20 protein-coding genes are annotated in these 23,161 nt (G+C 62.7%); 9 read left to right on the top strand and 11 right to left on the bottom strand.

From position 1 onward, the window contains the following. Positions 1 to 245: 245 nt before the first annotated feature. Positions 246 to 749 carry a DUF992 domain-containing protein gene (locus O4H53_RS15260; protein WP_269365096.1) on the top strand — a complete coding sequence of 168 codons (504 nt, stop codon included), beginning with the start codon at positions 246 to 248 and terminating at the stop codon, positions 747 to 749. A gap of 135 nt (positions 750 to 884) precedes the next feature. Here O4H53_RS15260 and O4H53_RS15255 read toward each other — a convergent pair whose 3' ends face one another. The 3 genes from O4H53_RS15255 to acs all read right to left on the bottom strand — a co-directional run bounded on the left by O4H53_RS15255 (position 885) and on the right by acs (position 5,155). Next, complete coding sequence (locus tag O4H53_RS15255) at positions 885 to 2,225, bottom strand: TrkH family potassium uptake protein (RefSeq protein ID WP_269365095.1); 1,341 nt, start codon at positions 2,223 to 2,225, stop codon at positions 885 to 887. Position 2,226: 1 nt separating this feature from the next. Beyond that, a complete protein-coding gene (locus O4H53_RS15250; protein WP_269365093.1) occupies positions 2,227 to 2,892 on the bottom strand; it encodes a potassium channel family protein in 666 nt (221 codons plus the stop codon). A gap of 313 nt (positions 2,893 to 3,205) precedes the next feature. Beyond that, positions 3,206 to 5,155, bottom strand: a complete 1,950-nt coding sequence (acs, locus tag O4H53_RS15245) for an acetate--CoA ligase (RefSeq protein ID WP_269365091.1) — start codon at positions 5,153 to 5,155, stop codon at positions 3,206 to 3,208. A gap of 393 nt (positions 5,156 to 5,548) precedes the next feature. Between acs and O4H53_RS15240 the strand changes: the two genes are divergently transcribed. The 3 genes from O4H53_RS15240 (at position 5,549) to O4H53_RS15230 (ending at position 8,713) form a co-directional block, all read left to right on the top strand. After that, positions 5,549 to 6,568 (top strand): C4-dicarboxylate TRAP transporter substrate-binding protein, encoded by a 1,020-nt coding sequence (locus tag O4H53_RS15240; RefSeq protein WP_269365089.1) that lies wholly within the window; start codon positions 5,549 to 5,551, stop codon positions 6,566 to 6,568. Between the two features lie 115 nt (positions 6,569 to 6,683). Continuing rightward, entirely contained in the window at positions 6,684 to 7,313 is a 630-nt protein-coding gene (locus tag O4H53_RS15235; RefSeq protein ID WP_269365088.1) for a TRAP transporter small permease subunit, read from the top strand. Continuing rightward, positions 7,313 to 8,713 carry a TRAP transporter large permease gene (locus tag O4H53_RS15230; protein ID WP_269365087.1) on the top strand — a complete coding sequence of 467 codons (1,401 nt, stop codon included), beginning with the start codon at positions 7,313 to 7,315 and terminating at the stop codon, positions 8,711 to 8,713. Before O4H53_RS15235 ends, O4H53_RS15230 begins: the two co-directional genes overlap by 1 nt. A 6-nt stretch (positions 8,714 to 8,719) precedes the next feature. On the opposite strand, the gene O4H53_RS15225 is transcribed toward O4H53_RS15230, so the two are convergent. Beyond that, the gene (locus tag O4H53_RS15225) at positions 8,720 to 9,805 is read right to left on the bottom strand and encodes an AI-2E family transporter (protein WP_269365085.1); all 1,086 of its coding nucleotides are present in this window, start codon (positions 9,803 to 9,805) and stop codon (positions 8,720 to 8,722) included. 189 nt (positions 9,806 to 9,994) lie between these two features. Between O4H53_RS15225 and O4H53_RS15220 the strand changes: the two genes are divergently transcribed. Next, a complete protein-coding gene (locus tag O4H53_RS15220) occupies positions 9,995 to 11,665 on the top strand; it encodes a thiamine pyrophosphate-dependent enzyme (protein ID WP_269365083.1) in 1,671 nt (556 codons plus the stop codon). 30 nt (positions 11,666 to 11,695) lie between these two features. Here the strand turns inward: O4H53_RS15220 and O4H53_RS15215 are convergent, their stop codons facing one another. Both O4H53_RS15215 and O4H53_RS15210 read right to left on the bottom strand, forming a co-directional pair. Next, on the bottom strand, positions 11,696 to 13,348 hold the full coding sequence (locus O4H53_RS15215) for a sulfatase-like hydrolase/transferase (protein ID WP_269365080.1): 1,653 nt from the start codon (positions 13,346 to 13,348) through the stop codon (positions 11,696 to 11,698). A 120-nt stretch (positions 13,349 to 13,468) separates the two neighbouring features. Then, on the bottom strand, positions 13,469 to 13,933 hold the full coding sequence (locus O4H53_RS15210) for a DUF3237 domain-containing protein (protein ID WP_269365078.1): 465 nt from the start codon (positions 13,931 to 13,933) through the stop codon (positions 13,469 to 13,471). 113 nt (positions 13,934 to 14,046) lie between these two features. On the opposite strand from O4H53_RS15210, the gene O4H53_RS15205 reads away from it, so the two are divergent. From O4H53_RS15205 to O4H53_RS15195, 3 genes are read left to right on the top strand one after another with little or no spacing between them, the layout of a single operon-like run. Continuing rightward, complete coding sequence (locus O4H53_RS15205; RefSeq protein ID WP_269365076.1) at positions 14,047 to 14,499, top strand: MarR family winged helix-turn-helix transcriptional regulator; 453 nt, start codon at positions 14,047 to 14,049, stop codon at positions 14,497 to 14,499. Next, positions 14,496 to 15,269 (top strand): SDR family NAD(P)-dependent oxidoreductase, encoded by a 774-nt coding sequence (locus O4H53_RS15200; RefSeq protein ID WP_269365073.1) that lies wholly within the window; start codon positions 14,496 to 14,498, stop codon positions 15,267 to 15,269. The genes O4H53_RS15205 and O4H53_RS15200 overlap by 4 nt, the downstream gene beginning before the upstream one ends. 15 nt (positions 15,270 to 15,284) lie before the next feature. Then, entirely contained in the window at positions 15,285 to 17,078 is a 1,794-nt protein-coding gene (locus O4H53_RS15195; protein WP_269365071.1) for a feruloyl-CoA synthase, read from the top strand. Between the two features lie 3 nt (positions 17,079 to 17,081). On the opposite strand, the gene O4H53_RS15190 is transcribed toward O4H53_RS15195, so the two are convergent. From O4H53_RS15190 to O4H53_RS15170, 5 genes are all read right to left on the bottom strand, one after another. After that, the gene (locus O4H53_RS15190; protein ID WP_269365069.1) at positions 17,082 to 18,266 is read right to left on the bottom strand and encodes an MFS transporter; all 1,185 of its coding nucleotides are present in this window, start codon (positions 18,264 to 18,266) and stop codon (positions 17,082 to 17,084) included. A 79-nt stretch (positions 18,267 to 18,345) separates the two neighbouring features. Continuing rightward, the gene (locus O4H53_RS15185; protein WP_269365067.1) at positions 18,346 to 19,677 is read right to left on the bottom strand and encodes a TRAP transporter large permease; all 1,332 of its coding nucleotides are present in this window, start codon (positions 19,675 to 19,677) and stop codon (positions 18,346 to 18,348) included. Between the two features lie 2 nt (positions 19,678 to 19,679). Further along, complete coding sequence (locus O4H53_RS15180) at positions 19,680 to 20,198, bottom strand: TRAP transporter small permease (RefSeq protein ID WP_269365066.1); 519 nt, start codon at positions 20,196 to 20,198, stop codon at positions 19,680 to 19,682. Between the two features lie 61 nt (positions 20,199 to 20,259). Next, positions 20,260 to 21,297, bottom strand: a complete 1,038-nt coding sequence (locus O4H53_RS15175) for a TRAP transporter substrate-binding protein (RefSeq protein ID WP_269365064.1) — start codon at positions 21,295 to 21,297, stop codon at positions 20,260 to 20,262. 58 nt (positions 21,298 to 21,355) lie between these two features. Then, positions 21,356 to 22,138, bottom strand: a complete 783-nt coding sequence (locus O4H53_RS15170) for a crotonase/enoyl-CoA hydratase family protein (protein ID WP_269365063.1) — start codon at positions 22,136 to 22,138, stop codon at positions 21,356 to 21,358. A 102-nt stretch (positions 22,139 to 22,240) separates the two neighbouring features. Here O4H53_RS15170 and O4H53_RS15165 point away from each other — a divergent pair, with 102 nt between their 5' ends. After that, positions 22,241 to 23,128 (top strand): amidohydrolase family protein, encoded by an 888-nt coding sequence (locus O4H53_RS15165; protein ID WP_269365061.1) that lies wholly within the window; start codon positions 22,241 to 22,243, stop codon positions 23,126 to 23,128. The last annotated feature ends 33 nt before the right edge of the window (positions 23,129 to 23,161 follow it).

The raw sequence follows: 23,161 nt of genomic DNA, 5'->3' as shown, positions 1-23,161 counted from the left end.
AAAACATGGCGCAACAGGGGCGGTGTTGCGGAAATCCGCCCCATTTCCCGGAAAGTCCCGCATTGCCGGAACCTGCCGGGCCCGCCCGTGTTGTGTTGGCAAGAGAGGCATCGTCACCCCCCGGCTGACGCTGGCTGTCGGTTGGGGCGGCAGGGCACAAGGCCTTGCCGGTCACCAGGGCACCCGAATGCCGCAGAAACGGGCGTTTCAACAGCGCCCAGCAGGAGATGACTATGACACACAACATGAAAAACATGAAAATGACCGCTGCCGCCGCCATGATTGCCGGTGTGGCCTTGGGAACAACCGCCTATGCGGCGGACAGTGAGACCGTCGATCACACCGAAATCGGATCGCTGTCCTGTGATGTGGGTGACGGCACCGGCTATGTCTTTGGCTCAACGCGGGAATTGACCTGCGTCTTCAACCCGGTGGAGGAAGGTCTGGCGGATGAAACCTATGTCGGTGAAATCAACCGCTATGGCATTGACATCGGCAAGACCCAGAACGGCCAGATGTCCTGGCTGGTGCTGGCGCCGACGGAATCCGAATATGTCGAAGGCGGGCTGAACGGCAGCTACAAGGGCGTTTCGGCAGAGGCGACACTGGGTGTCGGCCTTGGCGCGAATGCGATGACCGGCGGTTCGGAAAACACGCTGGCGCTGCAACCGATCAGCGTGAACACGCAGACTGGCGTGAATTTCGCTGTTGGCGTGGGTGAGATCAATCTGACCCGCGTGGAAGGGTAATTCCCCTGCCCAACCCGTGAAAAGCCCCCCTCGCGGGGGCTTTTTGCGGTCTGGGGTGCCGGTGGGAAGGGGACGGATGCTCCTGAACCACGTTTCGGCCAGGCGACCCCGCCGCTGGCAGCATCGCCCGAGGCATTAGCCCAGATAGATCTGACCCGGCGGATATTTGACCCGGGGCACGGCGCGGGTGGCCAGGAAGAATCCCAGCGCCAGCGGGCCGACCCGCCCGATGAACATGATCAGCATGATCAGGGCGCGGCCGATGCCATCAAGCTCTGCAGTGGCACCCATCGACATGCCCACCGTGCCAAAGGCCGATGTCACCTCGAAGGCGAGATCGACAAACTGGCCATCATGGCTGATGGCTATGGCAAAGATGCCTGACAGGACCAGCAACATGGATATCGTGGTCAGCGCCAGCACCTTCAGCACTTCCTCGACCCCCAGCGCCCGGCCAAAGGCGTGCAGGGTGGTCTGACGGCGAAAGAAGGCCACCGTTGCCAGCAGCAGCACCGCAAAGGTCGTGACCTTGATCCCCCCGGCGGTTGAGGTGCTGCCACCGCCCACCAGCATCAGCGTCATTGTCATCATGGCGGTTGAATCATGCATCCCGCCGGTGTCGATCGTGTTGAACCCGGCGGTCCGGGGGGTGACGCCCTGAAACCAGCTCGCCCACAACTTGTCGCCAAGCGAAAGCGCGCCCAGCGTGTCGGGGTTGGTCCATTCAAGTGCTGCGAACCACAGGCAGCCCCAGAGGATCAGCAGGGCAGTGCCCATCAGCATCAGCTTGGAATGCAGGGTCAGCCGCCGCCAGCTGCGGGTCTGATAGATGTCGCCCACCACGATGAAACCGATCCCGCCCATGATGAACAGCGCCGGGATCACCAGGTTGATCACCGGGTTGCCGACCCATTGCGACAGGCTGTCGGGATGCAGGGCAAAGCCCGCGTTGTTGAAGGCGGAAATGGCATGGAACACCGCCTGCCAGATGCCGTTCCAGCCGTATTCGGGGACAAAGACAAAGGCCAGCAGCAGGGCGCCGATTGCCTCGCAAAGCAAGGCGACCACAATGATCACGCGCACCAGCACCGTCAGATTGCTGATCGAGGTCTGGTTGAGATCCTCGCGCAGGATCAGCCGTTGCGGCATCCCCACCGGAATGCCAAGCGCGCTCAGCACCAGCACCGCGAATGTCATCAGCCCCAGGCCGCCGAACTGGATCAGCAGCGCGATCACGGCCTGCCCAAACCCGGTAAAGGCAGCACCGGTATCCATCAGCACCAGCCCCGTTACCGTTACGGCAGAGGTGGAGGTGAACAGCGCTTCCGCCAGCCCGACGTCACCATGATGCGAAACGGGCAGCCAGAGCAGGCTTGCCCCGATGACGATAAAGACAAGATAAAGCAGCCCCAGAACAACCGGCGGCGGCAGCGCCAGGCCAGAGCCTGTTTTGACCCGCTGTGCGCCTCTGGCCATGTTAAAGGCTGGCCGCGAAGCTGCGCAGGTCCTTGCGCTGCCCCAGCAGCAGCAGCAGGTCGTCGCGCTGCAAGGTGCATGTCGTCCCGTCCTGACCGACAAATTCCGTGCCGCGCATCACGCCGATGCAGCGCAGATTGAATTTCTCGGTATGGGGCAGATCGACCAGCCGCTTGCCCTCAAGGCTTTCGGGGATGCGGAAATTGACCACGTGATAGCCGTTGCCAAGGCTGACATAATCGCGCACCAGCGGGTTGTGCAGCACCTGCGCAATATGTTGCCCCACTTCGATTTCGGGGTGGATCACCCGGTCCACACCCAGCTTGGACAGGATGCGGTGGTGGGTCTTGGTGGTGGCCTTGGCCCAGATCTGCGGCACGCCGATCAGTTTCAGGTTCATCGCAGTCAGAATGCTGGCCTCAAGATCGGAGCCCATGGCGACAACGGCGATGTCACATTCGGCAAAACCGGCCTCGCGCAGGCCCAGATCGTCCCGCGCATCCACGATCACCGCCTGGCTCAGGGATTCAGCATGGGCCGAAACGCGCTTTTCATCCGTATCGACGCCGATCACATGGTTGCCGAAACGCTGAAGTTCCGTTGCGACGGTGCTGCCGAAATTGCCCAGCCCGATCACGCCGATTGCCCGAGTTCCATGTCGTGCCATTGCTGCGCCTTTCCGATCCCGTTCCGACGCTAGTTAGAGCGTTCGGCGGGAAGGTGAAATACCTGTGGCGCGGAAATTGATTTGGGTCAGCTGCATTTGCGCTGCCTCAAGCTGTGTTGATGATCGCGGCGAAAGGTGGATCGCTGTCAGGAATGGCAGCTCCCTCCGGTCTGCACCAGCGTAACGACAGGCGCAGGCCGGGCGGAGGCTCCTGGGCCGGGGACCGCAGAAAAACGCCCCCGCAGATTGCTGCGGGGGCGATATGTTCGCTTTGGCATGTTCGCTTCGGCCCCTTAAGGACCCGATCGGCTTTTCAGCGGTTCATCCGGTTTTCGATCAGATCGTCGACGACAGAGGGGTCCGCAAGGGTCGATGTATCCCCCAATGCGCCAAAGTCGTTCTCGGCAATCTTGCGCAGGATGCGGCGCATGATCTTGCCGGAGCGTGTCTTGGGCAGGCCGGGGGCCCATTGGATCAGGTCGGGTTTGGCAATCGGTCCGATCTCGTTGCGCACCCAGCCTTCCAGCTCCTTGCGCAGATCTTCCGAGGGTTCCTCGCCGCCCATCAGGGTGACATAGCAATAGATGCCCTGGCCCTTGACCTTGTGCGGATAGCCGACGACGGCGGCCTCGGCCACTTTCTTGTGGGCGACCAGCGCGCTTTCCACCTCTGCCGTGCCCATGCGGTGGCCAGAGACGTTGATCACGTCATCCACCCGGCCGGTGATCCAGTAATCGCCATCCGCGTCACGCTTGCAGCCGTCGCCGGTGAAGTAATAGCCGGGATAATCGGCGAAATAGGTCTTTTCAAAGCGTTCGTGATCGCCCCAGACGGTGCGCATCTGTCCCGGCCAGCTGTCCGCGATGACCAGCACGCCCTCTGCCGGGTTGTCGGTGATGACCTCTGCCGATGTCGGCTCAAGGATCATCGGTTTGATCCCGAAGAACGGTTTCATCGCCGCACCCGGTTTCATCGCATGGGCGCCGGGCAGGGGGGTCATCAGGTGGCCGCCGGTTTCGGTCTGCCACCAGGTATCAACGATGGGGCAACGCCCGCCGCCGACAACCTCGTTGTACCAGTTCCAGGCCTCGGGGTTGATCGGCTCGCCCACGGTGCCCAGCAGCCTGAGGCTGGACAGATCGCATTTGGTGACAAAATCGTCACCCTTGCCCATCAGTGCGCGGATCGCCGTGGGCGCGGTGTAGAACTGGTTCACCTTGTGCTTTTCGCAAACCTGCCAGAACCGCGAGGCATCCGGGTAGGTCGGCACCCCTTCGAACATCAGCGTGGTGGCCCCGTTGGCCAGCGGGCCATAGACGATATAGCTGTGCCCGGTGACCCAGCCCACATCCGCCGTACACCAATAGATGTCGCCATCGTGGTAGTCGAAGGTGATCTCGTGGGTCATCGCGGCATAGACCAGATAGCCGCCGGTGGTATGGACCACACCCTTGGGCTGGCCGGTGGAGCCGGAGGTATAGAGGATGAAGAGCGGGTCTTCGGCCCCCATCGCGGCAGGTTCAAAGCTGTCGGCGGCGTCTTTGGCCAGCGCGGTGTAATCGACATCGCGATCCGCGTTCCAGGGGACCTCTCCGCCGGTGCGGCGGACCACCAGGCATTTGACGGAAGCGTCGCAGGAGGCCAGTGCCTTGTCCGCATTGGTCTTGAGCGGTGTGTTGCGCCCGCCACGGGGGGCCTCGTCGGCGGTGATCACGACCTTGGCCTCTGATCCCTTGATCCGCGCGGCCAGCGCATCGGGCGAGAATCCGGCAAAGACGATGGAATGGATGGCACCGATCCGGGCACAGGCCAGCATGGCATAGGCGGCCTCGGGGATCATCGGCATGTAGATGATGACCCGGTCGCCCCTGGTCACGCCCTGATCGCTCAGGATATTGGCCATCTTGCAGGTGTTGGCGTGCAATTCGCGGTAGGTAATGTGCAGCGCCTTTTCATCGGGGCTGTCCGGCTCCCAGATGATCGCGGTCTGATCGCCACGGGTGGCCAGATGCCGGTCAATGCAGTTGGCGCTGACGTTCAGCTGCCCGTCCGCATACCAGTTGATCTTGACCTGACCGAGGGTGAAGTCCACGTCCTTGACCTGGCTGAACGGCTTGATCCAGTCCACCCGCTTGCCCTGTTCGGCCCAGAAGGATTCCGGGTCGTTCACGGAGGCCATGTACATGCTGGCATATTGGTCGGCGTTCACATGTGCGCCTTTGACCATGGCATCGGATGGCGGGTAGATTTTGGCGTCAGACATCGGGTGTTCCTCCTTGACAGTATTCTTGCACGCATGATGAGGGGCAGCTCCCTCAAAACACATATCTCCTCTTGCGCGGGATCATAGCGCGCGCTGTAAGGATTGAAATAACCATATGGAATGGCTTGATTTCGCTGTAAAACTATTTCCGTGTTTTTGAACGACTTGTAAACCGGCCTGAAAATACGGTGCAAAATACCCGTGTTTTCAATGCGCTGCCTGTCAAATGGCCCTTCCGGGGCGGGGGACAGCCATACCTGCCTTTCGCTATTGCCGCGCGGCCGGGCCTGTCATGGCTTTTGCGATGACCCTTTGGGGTTGGCAGCCCGGGACGGTCGCGCTAGCCTTGGCCCAAGCGTGGCAGAATGGCCGCGCAGCTAGGGAGAGATATCAATGACCAACCTCATGAGCGGCGCAGCCGTCTGCGCGCTAAGCATAGCCTTTGTCACTGAAGCTGCGGCAACTGAATGGAATGTATCCGTCTGGGGCAAGCGCCGCGCCTTTACCGAACACATCGAAAAGATCGCCGAGCTGGTAAGCGAAAAGACCGGCGGCGAATTCACCATGAACGTGAGCTATGGCGGCCTGTCCAAGAACCGCGAGAACCTCGACGGTATCTCCATCGGGGCCTTCGAGATGGCGCAATTCTGTGCCGGCTATCACCCTGACAAGAACCGCGTCGTGACCGTTCTGGAATTGCCGTTCCTGGGGGTCGAGAACCTTGAACAGGAAGTCGCGGTCTCCAAGGCCGTCTATGCGCATCCTGCCGCCGCCGAAGAGATGGCGCAATGGAATGCAAAGCTGCTGATGACCTCGCCCATGCCGCAGTACAACCTTGTCGGCACCGGCGATCCGCGCACCACGCTAGAGGAATTCGAAGGCATGCGTGTCCGCGCCACCGGTGGTCTGGGCAAGGCCTTCGAGGCGGTCGGCGCGGTGCCGACCTCTGTCACATCAAGCGAAGCCTATCAGGCGATGGAATCCGGTGTTGTCGACACGGTTGCCTTTGCCCAGCACGCGCACCTCAGCTTTGGCACCATCAACCAGGCGGACTGGTGGACGGCCAACCTGAACCCCGGCACCGTGAACTGCCCCGTTGTGGTGAACATCGACGCTTACGAATCGCTGTCGGATGCGGAGCGTGAGGCGCTGGATTCCTCTGTTGACGAGGCGCTGGACCACTATCTGGCCAATTACGGTGAACTGCTCAAGCGCTGGGATGCGGTGCTGGAGGAGAAGGGCGTCGAGAAAGTCATGATCGCGCCGGAAGTGCTGGCAGAGTTCCGTGAGACCGCCGCCGCACCGGCACGGGATGCCTGGATCGCTGACATGGAAGCACAGGGCCTGCCGGGCCAGGAGCTTTATGATCTGGTGGTCTCGACACTGGAAGAAGCCAAAGCCAGCGGCAGCTGACCTGACATCGGGCCGCCCCGCGATTTCCGGGGCGGCCTCTTCGTTTTTGGCGAGCAGCCCGGCGTCGGGCAGTTTCTCAAAAACGGCGAAAATGCCGAACAGGGGAGAGGGACTTATGGCCGGATCGGCGGCAGTGCTGGAGGATTCCAGCCTACTCAGCAAACTTGACCGGATGTTGCTCCCGATTGAGCGTTTTTGCGCGTTGCTTTCGGGTCTGGCGATCTTTGCGCTGATGTTCCTGGCGGCCTATTCGGTCAGTTCGCGCAAGTTCTTCGGCGCGCCGATGATGGGTTATGTCGATTACATCGAGGCCGCGATGCCGATCATCGCGATCATGGGCGTGTCCTATGTCCAGCGTGACGGCACCCATATCCGGATGGACATGCTGGTCTCGGCGCTCAAGGGCCGGGTGCTGTGGTTCTTTGAACTGGTCTCCGTCCTGCTGATCCTTTTGCTGATCGTGGCATTGACATGGGGGGCCTGGGAACATTTCGACCGCTCGTTCGACTGCGCGCGGCCCCTGTGCAGCCGCGACAGTTCCATCGACGTCGGCATCCCCATATGGCCCAGCAAACTCGTGGTCCCGGTCGCTTTTGGCGTGCTGGCGCTGCGGTTGCTGTTGCAGGCCTGGGGCTATGGCCGCGCGCTGGTGCTGGGGCTGGAGAACCCGGCGGGGGTGCCGCTGAACCTGACCATTGAAGAACAGGCGATGGCCGAGGCTCGCGCGCTTGAGGAGAACGGCTGATGGAGCCCATTGAAATTGGCCTTTGGGTTTCGGGTGGCATGCTGGTCATGGTCGTGCTGGGCATGCGGGTGGCATTCGCCGCCGGTCTGGCGGGTTTTCTCGGGCTGTGCTGGCTGCGCTGGAACGGCTTTGACTATGACCCCGCGCGCCTGTGGAAAGCGATAGAGATCAGCGTCAAGATCGCAGGGCTGACCCCCCATTCCAAAGTCAGCGCCCAGGTGCTCAGCCTGATCCCGGTTTTCATCATGATCGGCTATCTTGCCTATTACGCCAAACTTACGACGGCGCTGTTCGAGGCCTGCAAACGCTGGGTTGCCTGGGTGCCGGGGGGGCTGGCGGTATCGACCGTCTTTGCCACCGCCGGCTTTGCCGCCGTGTCGGGCGCATCGGTGGCAACCGCGGCGGTCTTTGCGCGCATTGCGATCCCCGAGATGCTGAAAGTGGGCTATAACAAGAAATTCGCAGCCGGTGTGGTGGCGGCAGGGGGCACGCTTGCCTCGCTGATCCCGCCCTCGGCCATCCTGGTGATCTATGCGATCATCGTGGAGCAGGACGTGGGCAAGCTCCTGCTTGCCGGATTCGTTCCCGGTGCATTTTCTGCCGTGGTCTACGGCGGGCTGATCGTCGGGATTGCGATGATCTGGAAGAACGTCGGCCCCCCGGTGACGGGCTTCAGCTGGAAGCAGCGCTTTGAAAGCCTGCCGCCCGCGCTGCCGATCCTTGCGGTGGTCGTGATCATCATCTTCTTTGTCTACAACCCCTTTGGCGACGCCTGGGGCACCCCCACCGAAGGCGGTGCCGTGGGCGCATTCATCGTGTTCCTGATGGCGCTCTATCGCGGCATGCGGTGGGGGCAGTTGAAAGAGGCGCTGCTGGAGACTGCCAAGCTGACGGTGATGATCTTTACCATCATCTGGGGCGTGCTGATCTATGTCCGGTTCCTGGGGTTTGCGGAACTGCCCGATGCCTTTGCCTCCTGGATCACCTCGCTTGAGATGTCGCCGCTGGTGATCCTGATCTGCATCCTGCTGGCCTATGCGGTGCTGGGCATGTTCATGGATGCCATCGGCATGCTGCTGCTGACCCTGCCGGTGGTCTATCCGGCGGTCATGGCGCTGAACGGCGGCGAGCTGGTGTCGGCGGCCGACAGCGCCTTTGGCATGTCCGGGCCGATGTGTGCGATCTGGTTCGGTATCCTTGTGGTGAAGATGGCCGAATTCTGCCTGATCACCCCGCCCATCGGCCTGAACTGCTTTGTCGTGGCGGGGGTGCGCGATGATCTGACGGTGCAGGATGTATTCAAGGGCGTGGCGCCGTTCTTTTTCGCGGATGCGGTGACCATCGCGCTGTTGGTCGCCTTTCCCGGCATTGTCCTGTGGTTGCCGTCGCTGGCGGGGTAAGCGCCGTCAGGCCGCATCCGGTTCTTCATCGGCATCGGGCAATTTCCTGTCCTCGGAGGACAGGAAAAGCCCGATGGTGCGCAGCGGTTCGAAATTTTCGCAGACCGCCTTGAAAACCACCAGGAAGGGCACCGCCACCAAAGCGCCCGGAATGCCCCAGAGCCATCCCCAGAACACCACGGTCAGGAACACGGCAACCGTGTTCATTGCCAGCCGCCGGCCCACCAGAAAAGGTGTCAGCACCTGACCTTCAAGACTGGTCAGCGCCATGTATCCCAAAGGGGCCAGCAGCGCATAGCCGATGCTGTCAAAGGTCACGATGGCAAAGGCCCCGACAAGCACGGAGCCGATGATGCCGCCCAGATAGGGCAGAAAGTTCAGCAGGAAGGCCGCGATTCCCCAGACATAGGCCTGCGGCATGCCAAGCGCGCTGAGATAGGCAAAAAGCGCCAGACCCAATCCGGCGTTGATCAGCGTGATCGTCAACAGATAGCGCGAGACGCGCCGCTCGATGTTGTAGACCGTGGTCAGGATGCGCTTCTTGCCCGCCATGGTGGGAAAGGCCTGCACCATCTTGAGATAGAACAGCTCGCCCGAGGACAGCAGAAACATCGCCAGGATCAGCGTCACGATCAGGGATGCGCCGATCTGGGTGACGGTATCGAATGCGGTGTCCAGCAGGCCCGGTTGCTGCACGATCACCTCGGGACTTGCGTCTTTCGATTTGGTGATTTTCTCGACCTCTTCGGTGGCGGTGCGCACCCCTTCGACCGCATCGGTCATCAAGCGCAGCTTTTGCTGGATCTCTGCGCCCATTCTGGGCAATTCATCACTCCAGACCGCAACGGTGCCCGCGGACCCGCCGACAACAATGATGATCAGCAGGGCGGTCAGCGATACCAGCACCGCGCCCGAAACCGCATGGGGAATCCCGGCGCGGTAAAGCCCCCTGACCAGCGGGCTGAGGGTCAGCGCCAGCAGGAAACCCAGCATGATCGGCAAGATCAGATCGCGGGCGAAATAGCAGGTACCAAAAAGCGCGACGAGCACCAGGAACTGCAGGGATCGTCGGATCGAGGTCAGATTGTCCAATGAGGTCTCCGGCAGCGGCAGATGCAAGGCAGTGCAGACTCAACACCCGCCGCTTGCAAAAGGTTCCGCGAATTCCGCCGGGGGATGATTCCGCAGTTTCGGCATTTCGCGGTTTCACTGGCGCGGCTTTACAGGCAGCTTGTGCGCAATTTCAGGGATTCGCGACCAAACGGGAAGGACATGCGCATCATGGCACGACACGGGGGACAATTGCTGGTGGACAGCCTGGTGGCGCTGGGCGCAACCAAGAGCTTTGGCGTGCCGGGGGAAAGCTATCTGGCGGTGCTGGACGGGATGCATGACTCCGGCGGCACATTCGATTTTGTCCTGTGCCGGAACGAGGGCGGTGCCGCCTTCATGGCTGCCGCATGGGGCAAGCTGACCGGCAGTCCCGGCATCTGCATGGTCACGCGCGGGCCGGGGGCGACCAATGCCTCCATCGGGGTGCATACCGCGCATCAGGATTCCGCGCCGATGATCCTTTTCGTCGGGCAGATCGGCACCGACCAGCGGGGGAGGGAAGCGTTTCAGGAGGTCGATTACCGCGCCGTTTTCGGCACCCTTGCGAAATGGGCGGTCGAGATTGATCACGTGGACCGCATTCCCGAGATCCTGGCGCGGGCCTGGACAATGGCCACCACGGGCCGTCCCGGCCCGGTGGTCGTGGCCCTGCCGGAGGACATGCTGACCAGCATGAGCGATGCAGAGCCCCTGACCGGTCCCGCCCGGATCGAAGAGCCGGCCCCCAGTGCCGCCACGATGCAGGATGCGCTGGCGATGCTGGGCGCCTCCGAGCGTCCGCTGATCCTGACGGGCGGTTGCAACTGGACCGACGCCGGGCGCGCCGCCCTGGAAGAATTCGCCGAAGCCGCCGATATTCCCGTGGTCGCGGCCTTCCGCTTTCAGGACCGGTTCAACAACCTGTCCCCGGTCTATTGTGGCGAGGCAGGGGTGGGGATGCCGCCCCATGTCAAGGATCTGATCCGCAATGCTGACACCATTCTGGCGATCAACATCCGATTTGGCGAGATGACGACTGATGCCTACAGGCTGCTTGATGTCCCGAATCCGAAACAGAAGATCATCCATGTCCACGGCTCCAGCGAGGAGATCGGCAAGATCTACATTCCGACCCTCGGCATCACCGCCGGCCCCAACGCCTTTGCCGCAGCGCTGACCCCGATCACCGGCGGCTGGGCCGACTGGCGTGCCAAGGGCCGCGCGGCATGGGAGGCAGGCTTTGACGCGCCTGCGCAGCCGTCGCCCGTCGACATGGCGATTGCCACCGCCCATCTGCGCGCGGTCCTGCCGGAAGATGCGATCCTGACCAATGGGGCGGGGAATTTCACCGTCTGGCCCAACAAGTTCTACAAGTTCGGCCCCAGGGCGCGGCTGCTGGCCCCGCAATCGGGGGCCATGGGATACGGCCTGCCTGCGGCCATCGCGGCCAAGGTGGCACATCCGGAGCGTACCGTGGTCTGCTTTGCGGGCGACGGGGATTTCCAGATGAACTGTCAGGAACTGGCCACCGCCGCGCAGGCGGGGGCACAGCCGATCGTGCTGATCGTGAACAATGGCATCTATGGCACCATCCGCGCCCATCAGGAGCACCACTATCCCGAACGGGTGTCCGGCACGACTATGGTGAACCCGGACTTCACCACGCTTGCCAGGGCCTACGGTTTCCATGCCGAAAGGGTTGAGACCACCGCCGATTTCGCAGCCGCCTTTGACCGGGCGCTGGCCTCTGAGACCGGCGCGGTGCTGGATCTGAACGTCTCTGCCGAGGCGCTGACGCCCCGCATGACCCTGTCACAGATGCGCGACGCGGGGCTGGCCGCAACAAAAGCCACAGGCTGAAGCGCCGCGCCTGCGGTTCCGGGGCCGCCTTCAGCTGCGGGGCGGCCCCGCCGGGGTCAGCGCGGCAAAGGGTTTGCCCGTGGCTGCCTCGTACTCGACCTCATCCCAGAAGCCGATCAGGATACCTTGCTCCGCCGCCATGCCCTGCTTTGAAAGCACCGCTTTGGTTGCGGTGATCCTGCTGTGGTGGCGCGTGGCCCAGGCCAGAAGCGCCTTTTCCATCCGCGCCCGGACGGCGACATGTTCTTCGGTCTGCGACCGCCCGATGTCCGTCACCTCGTCGGGGTCGGTCTCAAGGTCGAACATCACCGGGTCGAACCCTTCGCAGCGCACGTATTTCCAGCGCCCGTCAAAGATCATCACCGTGCGGGCGTCCTCTTGCGGCATGTTCAGCGCCTTGGCCATCTCCGACCAGCTGTAGTCATGTTCGCTGATCGTATAGCGACGCGCGAAACCTTCGGTGCCCTGCAGCAGCGGTGTCAGGTCGCGGCCTTCGATCACATGGGGCATCCCGGGGCAGCCAAGGGCCCGCATGAAGGTCGGCGCGAGGTCGATCATCTCCACCAGTTCATCGCTGACACTGCCGCGCGTCGCTTCGGCTTCGGGGCGCGGATCGGCGATGATCAGCGGCACCTTGACCGCCATCTCGTGATAGAAATCCTTGTCGCCCATCCAATGGTCGCCCATGTAATCGCCGTGGTCTGAGGTGAAGGCGACGATGGTGTTTTCACTCAGCCCGGCCGTGTCCATCCAGGTGAACAGACGGCCAAGGTTGTCGTCGAGCTGCTTGATCAGCCCCATATAGGCGGGGATCACATGTTCGCGGACATGGTCGCGGGAAAAGCTCTGGCAGACCCGCGCCTGCAGATAGGCGGCCATCAGCGGATGATCGGTATCGCGTTCGGATGCGTGGCGGATCGGATCGACGACATGGGTGGCATCATACATGTCGTGATAGGGGGCAGGCACCATATAGGGCCAATGCGGCTTGATATAGCTCAGGTGGCACAGCCAGGGTTCATCGCGCGTCATCGCGTCCTGCATGAAGGCGATGGCGCGGTCGGTCATATATGCGGTTTCGGAGTGTTCCTCGGGGACGTTCGCAGGCAGCCGGGAATTCTTCAGCAGCCAGCCGGACAGCCGCGCGCCGTCCGCGTCCAGCCCTGAATTGGCAAAGTCGCCCCAGGGGTTGGCGCTGTCAAAGCCGTGGCGCACCAGATAATCGTCATAGGCTGACCACTGCTGGCGCGGGCTGTCGGGGTGCAACCCGTCATCGCGCTCAAAGGGATCGAAACCGCATTGCGACTGGCGCACGCCGATTTCGCTGGCAGGATCAATGCCCAGCCAGGCCATGCCATCGCGGTCGGCGATCATATGGGTCTTGCCCACCAGCGCCGCATGCGCCCCCGCGGCCCGCAGGTGATCCCCCAGCGTGGGTTCCCCGACCCGCAGCGGCATCCCGTTCCAAGTGGAACCATGGCTGCGCACATAGCGCCCGGTATAGGCGCTCATCCTGCTGGGGCCGCACACCGGCGATTGCACCCGTGCCGAGGTGAAACGCACCCCGCGCGCCGCCAGCGCGTCGATGTTCGGCGTATGCAGATGGGGGTGGCCATAGCAGCTCAGATAGTCAAAGCGCAGCTGGTCGGCCATGATCCACAGGACATTCGGGCGTTTCGACATGTGAGGGCTACTTTGGGTTGCTTCGGGTTCATGACAATGCGTCAACCCGTTGATGAAGCAGCACCTCCTGCCGGTCAAGACAGGCGCGCCCTGGGTCAGCCCGTTTGCGGCGGGGCTGTCCTATCTGATGGCGTAAAGGCGGACATGGACCTGTTGCAGATGCCGCGCGCCCACGCCCATGAACAGCGTCCGGTTCACCCAGTCATAACGTGCATCGCCGGTTTCCAGCCGCGCATGGGTGCGCATGTAATAGCTGTCGGCGGGTACCTCTTCGCCCCGCATGATCGCTGCCAGCACTTCCGGCGGGCCATGGCGCAATCCGTAGTTCACGATCTCGATGGTGGCGCCGTCGTGGGTTTCCATCGCGTAACGGGTGTCGAGTTCGGCCAGACCGTCCGCAAAGACGGTCTGCCAATCCGCGCCGAGGTTCAGCAGCTTGCCACGCAGCAACGGGCCGCTGACCGTGCCGCCGACAATGGGGATGATCCGTCGCTGCCCCGCCCGGCCCGGTCCCATCTCGCGGATCGGGTCCAGCGCCACACTCAGGTCGCAGGCGTGCTCCAGTCTGGGTTCGGGCAGGTTCATCGGCTAGATCCTTATCTCATTAAACTGTTTACCTGCTAAACAATATCCTGTAAACTTCCCCCAGGCAAACAGGGGAGGTGCGCAGTATGGCTGCAGGGGCAAAGGTCCGGGAGATGGACCAGGATGATGATGACGTCATATCCGACCTTGAACAGTTTGTCGGCTACAACCTCAAGCGCGCCTATGTGATCGTCCAGGCTGATTTCCGTAATGCCCTGGGGCAGGACGCACTGGCCCCGCGGGTGTTCTCGGCGCTGTCGCTGGCGGTTCAGTTTCCCCACATCTCGCAGAGCAAACTGGCCCGCAAGCTGGGGATTGAACGGTCCGGCCTCGTGGCCATCGTCGATGAGCTGGAAGGGCTGGGATATCTCTCGCGCGCAACCGTGCCGGGGGACCGCCGGGTTCAGGCGCTGGTGCCGACAGAGAAGGGGTGCCGCGCCTATGCGGAGGCGGTTGCCACCGTGCGGGCCCATGAAAAGGCGTTGCTGGCCGATCTCACAGCGGCAGAGCAGCAGACCCTGATCCGCCTGCTGCGCAAGATCAGATCGAAAGGAGAAACGGAATGACCTTGCAGGACTGGAGCGGCCATGCCGCGATCGTCACCGGTGGCGCTTCGGGTTTGGGTGCGGCGACCGCCGCCCGCCTCGCTGAGGCCGGGCTGAAGGTGATGCTGTTCGATCTGAATGCAGATCAGGGAGAGGCCCATGCCGCCCACATCGGCGGTGCATTCAGCCGCGTGGATGTTTCTGACCCCGCTTCCGTGGCAGAGGGGATCGCGGCGGCAGAGGCGGCCTTTGGCGTGCCGCGCGTCCTGGTGAATTGCGCGGGCATCGGCGGCGCCGCCAAGACCGTCTCGCGCGGGGCGGCACATGATCCCGGTTTGTTTCAGAAAACCATCATGGTGAACCTGATGGGCAGCTTCAACTGCGCCTCGCAGGCGGCGGCGCGCATGGTCGCCGCAGACCCGGTGGATGACGACGGTGCGCGCGGCGTGATCGTCAACACCGCTTCCGTCGCGGCTTTTGACGGGCAAATCGGCCAGGTGGCCTATTCCGCGTCGAAAGGCGGCATCGTGGGCATGACCCTGCCGATGGCCCGCGATCTGGCCGACAAGGGCATTCGCGTCTGTACCGTGGCACCGGGGCTGTTCCTGACACCGCTTCTGGATGAACTGCCCCAGGAGGTGCAGACCGCGCTCGGCGCGCAGGTGCCGTTCCCCTCGCGCCTGGGCGATCCGGAGGAATACGCCGAGATGGTCAACCACATCACCGTGAACAAGATGCTGAACGGCGAGGTGATCCGCCTTGATGGCGGCATCCGCATGGCCCCCCGGTAAAGACAGGAACCTGAGATGAAAACCGAGACCGGATTGAAAGCGTCGGACTTCTGGCGGCCGGCGTTCGACTATGAGACTCGGCCCGACGGCACGATCCTGATGCGCCAGCGCGGCGCGCTGGGTGACTTCGAGGCGACGCTGGCGGATTACTTTGACAAATGGGCAGATGCCACGCCGGACAGCACATGGATTGCCCGCCGCCACCAGGGCGGCGACTGGCGGCGCATCTCATACGGCACGGCGCGCAAGCAGATCCGCGCCATCGGGGCATCCTTGCTGGCGATGGGGCTGGGGCCGGACAGGCCGCTGCTGATCCTGTCGGAAAACAGTCTGGAGCATGCTTTGCTGGGCATGGCCTGCGCCTATGTCGGCATTCCCTACGCCCCGGTTTCCCCCGCCTATGCGCTGGTGTCCAAAGACCATGCGAAACTGCGCGACATCGCCGCGACATTGAATCCAGGCGCGCTTTATGCCGATGACGGCGACGCCTTTGCGCCCGCGTTCAGCGCCATCGCCGAGGAAGGCCGGCAGGTCATTGCCCTGCGCAACGCCGGGCAGGGGGCGGTCAGCTTTGAGGAGCTGCTGGCCGGTGTTCCTTCCGGGGCAGAGGCCGCGCGGGCCGCGCTGAGTGATGAGACGGTGGTGAAATACCTGTTCACCTCGGGTTCCACCGGCTCGCCCAAGGCGGTGATCAACACCAACCGCATGATCTGCGCCAGCCAGGCGATGATCCGCGACTGCTACCGTTTCGTGACGCGCAAGCCGCCGGTGGTGCTGGACTGGGCGCCGTGGAACCACACTGCGGCAGGCAACAAGGTGTTCTACATGGTGACCACCAATGGCGGCACCTATTACATCGACGATGGCCGCCCGGTGCCGGGCAAGTTCGACGAGACCCTGCGCAACCTGCGCGATGTTGCCTGCAGCTGGTATTTCAATGTCCCCGTGGGCTACGACATGCTGGTTGCCGAACTGGAAAAAGACGCGGCCCTGGCCGAGAACTTCTTTCGCGACCTGGGCATGATGTTCTACGCAGGTGCCGGGATGGCGCAGCTGACCTGGGACCGCCTGCGCGCCGCCGGGCGCAAGGCGACGGGGCGCGAGGTGCTGCTGGCCACCGGGCTGGGCGCCACCGAAACCGCCCCCTTTGCGCTGGCCTGTACCGATGTGCAGGAGAAATCCGGCAACATCGGCGTGCCGGCACTTGGGCTGACCCTGAAACTGGTGCCCAACGGCGGCAAGCTGGAGGCGCGGCTCAAGGGGCCGACAATCACGCCGGGCTATTATGGTGATCCCGCCAAGACGGCAGAAGCCTTTGACGAGGAAGGCTTCTATTGCTTTGGCGATGCGCTGCGGCCTGCCGACCCGGATGATTACGCCAAAGGGTTCTTCTTTGACGGGCGCATTGCCGAGAATTTCAAATTGACCACCGGCACCTGGGTCGCGGTGGGCGCGGTGCGTGCAACTCTGGTCGATGCAATGGGCGGTTTGGTCCGGGATGTGGTGATCGTGGGCGAAAACCGCAGCGAACTGGGCGCCCTGCTGCTTTTGTCGGACAAGGGGGCCGCAATGGCCGAGGCCGCATTGCGCACAGCCCTGGGCGAGAAACTGGCCCAGGCTGCCAAATCCGCCACCGGCTCTGCCGCGCGGGTGCGCCGGGCGGTTGTCCTGCAGGATGCCCCCAGCTTTGATCGGGGTGAGGTGACCGAAAAGGGGTCTTTGAACCAGCGCGCGATGCGCTCGAACAATGAAGAGCTGATTGAACGCCTCTATGCCGATGATCCGGACCCGGATGTGATCACGGTCTGACGTTCAGGCCTCGGCAGCGCTCGCCCCGCGCCGCGCCAGACCCCGGCGCAGGGCAAGTGCGGCCTCAACCACGGCCAGCAGGGTGATCAGGATCAGCAGGGGCGTCGTGCCTACCTCAACGATCATCCAGCCTGCGACCAGCGGAAAACCGAAGATGCCGATGAAATAGGTCAGCGCGAACAATTGCAGGGTCTGCGCGCCCAGATCGTCATCTGCGTCGTCGGCGGCCATCGCCACCAGCACGGGATAGGACACGCCGTAACCCAGCCCGAAGAGCACCGCGACCAGCACGTAAAGCGGCAGGCTGTCGCCGCTGACCACGAAAAGGGCAAGCCCCGCGCACATCAGGCATTGCAGCAGCGCGATGGTCATATAGGGGTTCGCGCCCCCGGTGAACCGCGCCATGACCAGCCGGAAGGTCACCGTGGTCAGCGTGTAACTCATGAAGAAATAAGCGTAATCCAGCCCCCGCGCATCGGCAAAGACGGTCTGAAAGTTGTTCAGCCCGGCAAAGATGCTGGCCCCGAGAAAAACCATGAAGACCGGCAGCCGGGCGGGTGATCTGAGCACGCCGGCGACCGCCGCCAGCGTGATCCGCGAAGGTGCCTCGGGCCGGGCGTTGACCGCCTGCGCCTTGATCGGGCGGTCCAGGGCAAGGAACAACGCAGCGCTGACAAGGCATAGCGCGCCGTTCAGCACAAAGGCGTCGCGGATGGCAAAGCCCGCATCCTCCATCGCAGAGGCGATCACCGGGGCAAAGCCGAACCCGGCCATCACAAAGACCGAGAGCAGGGTGAAGTAGCGCACCCGCTCATCCGCGCGCACCAGCCGGGACATGACGATGGGCCCCAGCGAATAGGTCAGCCCCCAACCGAACCCCAGAAGCAGGCTTGCCGCCGCCAGTCCCGGGCCAACGCCCGGCACGGTGCCATAAAGGAACAGGGAGGCGGAGATGGCGATACAGGCCATGCCCAGCGTGCGCAGGCGGCCCAGAAGGTCCGAGAGGTGCCCGGAGAAATAGACCGTGATCACGGTCGCGGCCGTCGTCAGCAGCAGCATCGTGCCCACGACCTTTTCGTTGGCGCCGAAGCTGTCGAAAAGCCGGGGCAGCATGAAGGTCAGCCCGTAGGCACCGGCCTGAAACAGGATCGCGGCATAGTAGAGCGGAAAGATCAGTTTACGGGACATGGCCGGACCTGCGTGAAGTCGTGTTGCCCCCCGTGGTAGCAGCCGCCGCAGGCGCGGGCCATAGCCGCGCATGCCTGCGTTATTTGAAACTGTCGATGAACCAGACCAGCCAGAGCGTGATTGCCGGGAACGAGGCAAGGATGACAACACGTATGATATCGGTCAGCACAAAGGGCAGGGCACCCTTGTAGGTCTCTGAAATCGGGGTGTCTTTTGCCATCGAGTTGATGATGAACAGGTTCATCCCCACGGGCGGCGTGATCAGCCCCACCTCGACCACGATCAGCACCAGGATGCCGAACCAGAGGCCAAAGTCCGCGGTCGACATGCCAAAGTCCAGCACCATCATGATCGGAAAGATGATCGGGACCGTCAGCAGCACCATTGACAGCGAATCCATCACGCAGCCGAAGACGAGGTACATCAGCAGCACGAGGGTCAGCACGAACCAGGGCGAAAACCCCTGTTCCCCGACCCAGACAGAGGCCGATTGCGGCAGCTGTGTCAGCGACAGGAAGTTGTTGTAAATGCCGGCCCCCAGGATGATCAGAAAGATCATCGCGGTCGATCCGGCGGTGGACAGCACCGCTTCGCGCAGGCGGTCCCATGACATCTCGCCCGATACCAGTGCCACCAGCCCGGTCCCCGCGGCCCCGACAGCGGCGGCTTCGGTGGGGGTGAAAATGCCCGCATAGATCCCGCCGACCACGGTGACGAAGATGGTGATCACCGGCCAGACCTTGCCCAGGGCGATCATGCGTTCGCACCATGGCACCCGGTCGCGCACGGCGGCGGAATTCGGTGACAGGCGCACCCAGATCGAAATGGCGATCATATAGCCGATGGCGGCCAGGATGCCGGGGATCAGGGCGGCCACGAACAGCTTTTCGATGTTCTGTTCGGCCAGGATCGCATAGATCACCAGGATCACCGAAGGCGGGATCAGGATGCCCAGCGTCCCGCCCGCCGCCAGCGCACCGGTGGACAGTGAATCGGGATAGCCATAGCGGCGCAGCTCGGGCAGGGCGACCTGACCCATGGTGGCGGCGGTCGCCAGCGAAGAGCCGCAGATCGCGCCGAACCCGGCGCAGGCCCCCACGGCAGACATCGCCACACCGCCGCGACGGTGGCCCAGAAAACTCTCTGCGGCCTTGAAAAGAGAGGCCGACATGCCCGACAGCGTCGCAAACTGGCCCATCAGCAGGAACAGCGGAATGATCGAGAAGGAATAGTTGGAAAACGTGCCATAGGTCAGCGTCTTCAACTGGTTCAGGGTCATCATCGGCGTGCCGACGACCAGGTAGGTTCCGCCGACCCCGACCGCGATCATCGCCAGCGCAATGGGCGCGCGCAGAAAGACCAGGATCAGCAGGACCGGAAACGACCAGAGCGCGAGTTCAAAGTTCGACATTTCTATTCCTGTTGTTCCATACCGGCCAGCCTGCGGGCCGAGCGCCAGACGCAAAAGAGGGCAACGATCACGAAGCCGATGGCCCCGACCAGCGAGGCCGCAAAACCCTGCCAGACCGGGATCTGTGCGATCAGGGTGGTTTCGCCGTAAGACAATTTGTCCATCATGCCGAGGTAGAGCCGCCAGGTGCCGATCGCGGCGACAAGGGCCATGCCGATGTTGAACAGCAGGTCCAGCGCCCGGTCGAAGCTGCGCGGCATGAAGCTCTGGAACAGGTCCACCCGTGCATGTGTTTCACGCATCTGGGCCCAGGGCAGAAAGGCAAAGATCGCCGTCGCCATGCCGATTTCCGTGATGTCGTAAATGCCCCGGATCGGGCCGATGCCGATGTCCAGCGGCACAAAGGCACGCCCGATGATCGACATGCAGGTGATCAATGTGATCAGGATCAGGATGCCACCACCCGCAAACGCCAGGCCCCGCGCGATGAAATCAGCCAATCTGTAACTTGCCGCGTACATCCGTCACTTCCCCGTTTGAGGCAGAGGGCCCGCAGGCCCTCTGTGATGTCAGATCAAGACTTCAGGTTGCATTTTCGGCGATCAGGGCCTTGGCCCGGTCGATCAGCCCCTGGCCGTCCAGGCCCTTGCCGTCCATCTCGGCAACCCAGCGGTCGATCACCGGCTGCGCGGCCTCTTTCCAGCGGGCGACTTCTGTCTCATCCAGCTGGATGATGTTGTTGCCGTTCTTGACCGCCAGTTCACGTCCCGGCGCGTCATTGTCCCACATCACCTGCGAGGCGAATTCGGACAGTTTTGCACCCGATTCAGCGTCCAGGATGGCCTTGAGGTCATCCGGCAAGGCGTCATATTTCGCCTTGTTCATCACCAGCACGATGGTCGCGGTATAAAGCGATTCCGCCCCGGTGAATTCGGTGTGGTTCGACACCAGTTCGGACAGGCGCACCGCCGGGGTGACCTCCCAGGGGATCACGGTGGAGTTGATGACACCTTTCGAAAGCGCCTCGGGGATTGCGGGCAGGGGCATGCCGACAGGGGTGGCCCCCAGTTCGGACAGCATGTCGTTGATCACGCGGGTGGGGCCGCGCACGGTCTTGCCCTTCATGTCCTCCAGCTTTTCGATGGGATCGGTGGAATGGATCACGCCGGGGCCGTGAACCCAGGCCCCCAGCACCTTGAAATCGGCATATTCGTTGGACTGGAAATCCTCTTCGACCATCTGCCAGAAAGCCAGCGATGTGGCGACCGGGCTGGTCATCATGAAGGGCAGCTCAAAGACTTCGGTGCGCGGGAAGCGGCCCGGCGTATAGCCGACCACCGTCATCGACAGATCGACGACACCGTCGCGGGCCTGATCCATCAGCTCGGGCGGACGCCCGCCAAGGGACATCGCATCGAAATGCTGCACGTTCAGTCGGCCATCGGAGGCCTCTGCCAGACGCTCGCCCCAGGGCTTGAGGATCTTTGCGGGCACCGTTGCCACGGGGGGCAGGAACTGGTGCAGGCGCAGGGTGACTTCCTGGGCCAATGCAGCGCCGGGCATGGCGGCCAACATGGCCGTGCCGACAGCGGTCGTTTTCAGAAACTCTCTTCTTTTCATGGTCTTCCTCCCTGTTGTTGTCTGTTCCGCCGCGCCGGGCCTCCTCGCCCGGCATGGGTTATCTGAACTTCGGCTCGCGCTTCTCAAGAAAGGCGCGCAGGCCCTCTTTCGCTCCGTCCGAGGTTTGCGACATGGCCGCCGCAAGGCTTTCGGTAAACAGGCCGTCGTGGCGCGACATGTCGCTGATCCGAGAGATCGCCTGTATCATGAGGTAATTCGAAAACGGCGCGTTGTCTGCTATTTTCCGTGCAAGCTTGCGCGCCAGGGGCAGGGCTTCACCCGCGCCGACGCTGTAATGCGCAAGCCCCATCGCCAGGCCTTCCTCGGCGCCATAGTTGCGGCCCGTCAGCATCATTTCACGCATCCGGTCCGCGCCGATGATGCGGCTCACGCGGACCGTGGCCCCGCCACCGACAAAGATACCGCGCCGCCCCTCGGGCAGCTGGAACCGCACATCAGGCTCCGCGATGCGCACATGTGTCGAGGTGGCAATCTCAAGCCCGCCGCCGATCACCGCGCCAGTCATGGCGGAAATGACGGGCAGGGGTCCGAATTCGATCAGATCGGCCACGCGATGCCAGTTGCGCGAATGGTAGACCCCCGCGACCGGGGCGCGCTGTTCATGTTCGGCCAGGTCCAGGCCGGAACAATAATGCCCGCCCGCGCCGGTCAGGATGACGGCATTCACACCTTCGGGCGGTTTGGAGAAGAATGCATCAAGGTCGCCGACCAGCGCCTCGTTCATTGCGTTCCGCTTTTCCGGGCGGTCGAAAATGATCGTGGCAATGTCGCCGTCAATTTCCACACGTGTGGCTTTGCCGGTGCTCTGGCCATTCTCCATCGGATTCTCCCCCTCCTGGTCGGTCTGGATTTATGTTGTACAGCTTAACAGTTTTCTTGTATAGCGGTTTTTGACGTCAACGTTTTCGGGGAGGCAAACAGGATGGTCGATTTCAGCAAGGTGAAGGCGATTGATTTTCACACCCATGCAGAGGAACCCTGCTGCGACCACCGTGATGACGGGTATAATGAATTTCAAGCGGGCATGGCGGCCTACTTCAAGAATCCCGCCGGGGCCGAAGGCATGTTGCCCACGGTGCAGGACACCGCCAGCTATTACCGCGAACGCAACATCGCGGCGGTGATCTTTCCGGTGGATGCGGAGCGCGAGACAGGGTTTCGCCGCTATTCCAACGAGGAAGTCGCGCAGATCTGCGCCGAGAATGACGACATCCTGATCCCCTTTGCCTCTGTCGATCCGCACAAGGGCAAGGCCGGTGCGCGCGAGGTGCGCCGCCTGGTGCGTGAATTCGGCGTGCGCGGGTTCAAGTTTCACCCCACCATGCAGGGCTTTTTCCCCAATGACCGGGAGGCCTGCTACACCGTGCTGGAAGCCTGCGCCGAAGAAGGGGTGATCACCCTGTTCCATACCGGGCAGACCGGTGTCGGCTCCGGCATGCGGGGCGGCATGGGGATGCGGTTGAAATACTCCAACCCGATGCACCTTGATGACGTGGCGGTGGATTTCCCCGACATGAAGATCATCCTGGCGCATCCGTCGTTCCCCTGGACCGAGGAAGGTCTGGCCGTGGCCCAGCACAAGCCCAACGTCTATTACGACATGTCCGGCTGGTCGCCCAAATATTTCCCCGAGACCTTCATCCGCTATGCCAATTCGATCCTGAAAAAGAAGATGCTCTTCGGCTCGGACTGGCCCGCAATCACGCCCGACCGCTGGCTGGCGGATTTCGAGGCGGCACCCTTCAAGGACGAGGTGCGCCCGCTGATCCTGAAGGAAAACGCGCTGCGCCTGCTGGGAGAAACTGTCTGAGGCCGAAGTGAGAAAATAACACACACAATTCTG

This window comes from Sulfitobacter sp. G21635-S1 (assembly GCF_027213915.1).
Classification (GTDB): Bacteria; Pseudomonadota; Alphaproteobacteria; order Rhodobacterales; family Rhodobacteraceae; genus Sulfitobacter.
This window is presented reverse-complemented; position numbering and strand designations above follow the sequence as displayed.

Excerpts from the sequence above, each read along its gene's own strand:
- O4H53_RS15260 (WP_269365096.1), top strand. The coding sequence starts at position 246 with ATGAAAAACATGAAAATGACCGCTGCCGCCGCCATGATTGCCGGTGTG.
- O4H53_RS15255 (WP_269365095.1), bottom strand. The coding sequence starts at position 2,225 with ATGGCCAGAGGCGCACAGCGGGTCAAAACAGGCTCTGGCCTGGCGCTG.
- O4H53_RS15250 (WP_269365093.1), bottom strand. The coding sequence starts at position 2,892 with ATGGCACGACATGGAACTCGGGCAATCGGCGTGATCGGGCTGGGCAAT.
- acs (WP_269365091.1), bottom strand. The coding sequence starts at position 5,155 with ATGTCTGACGCCAAAATCTACCCGCCATCCGATGCCATGGTCAAAGGC.
- O4H53_RS15240 (WP_269365089.1), top strand. The coding sequence starts at position 5,549 with ATGACCAACCTCATGAGCGGCGCAGCCGTCTGCGCGCTAAGCATAGCC.
- O4H53_RS15235 (WP_269365088.1), top strand. The coding sequence starts at position 6,684 with ATGGCCGGATCGGCGGCAGTGCTGGAGGATTCCAGCCTACTCAGCAAA.
- O4H53_RS15230 (WP_269365087.1), top strand. The coding sequence starts at position 7,313 with ATGGAGCCCATTGAAATTGGCCTTTGGGTTTCGGGTGGCATGCTGGTC.
- O4H53_RS15220 (WP_269365083.1), top strand. The coding sequence starts at position 9,995 with ATGGCACGACACGGGGGACAATTGCTGGTGGACAGCCTGGTGGCGCTG.
- O4H53_RS15215 (WP_269365080.1), bottom strand. The coding sequence starts at position 13,348 with ATGTCGAAACGCCCGAATGTCCTGTGGATCATGGCCGACCAGCTGCGC.
- O4H53_RS15210 (WP_269365078.1), bottom strand. The coding sequence starts at position 13,933 with ATGAACCTGCCCGAACCCAGACTGGAGCACGCCTGCGACCTGAGTGTG.
- O4H53_RS15205 (WP_269365076.1), top strand. The coding sequence starts at position 14,047 with ATGGACCAGGATGATGATGACGTCATATCCGACCTTGAACAGTTTGTC.
- O4H53_RS15200 (WP_269365073.1), top strand. The coding sequence starts at position 14,496 with ATGACCTTGCAGGACTGGAGCGGCCATGCCGCGATCGTCACCGGTGGC.
- O4H53_RS15195 (WP_269365071.1), top strand. The coding sequence starts at position 15,285 with ATGAAAACCGAGACCGGATTGAAAGCGTCGGACTTCTGGCGGCCGGCG.
- O4H53_RS15190 (WP_269365069.1), bottom strand. The coding sequence starts at position 18,266 with ATGTCCCGTAAACTGATCTTTCCGCTCTACTATGCCGCGATCCTGTTT.
- O4H53_RS15185 (WP_269365067.1), bottom strand. The coding sequence starts at position 19,677 with ATGTCGAACTTTGAACTCGCGCTCTGGTCGTTTCCGGTCCTGCTGATC.
- O4H53_RS15180 (WP_269365066.1), bottom strand. The coding sequence starts at position 20,198 with ATGTACGCGGCAAGTTACAGATTGGCTGATTTCATCGCGCGGGGCCTG.
- O4H53_RS15175 (WP_269365064.1), bottom strand. The coding sequence starts at position 21,297 with ATGAAAAGAAGAGAGTTTCTGAAAACGACCGCTGTCGGCACGGCCATG.
- O4H53_RS15170 (WP_269365063.1), bottom strand. The coding sequence starts at position 22,138 with ATGGAGAATGGCCAGAGCACCGGCAAAGCCACACGTGTGGAAATTGAC.
- O4H53_RS15165 (WP_269365061.1), top strand. The coding sequence starts at position 22,241 with ATGGTCGATTTCAGCAAGGTGAAGGCGATTGATTTTCACACCCATGCA.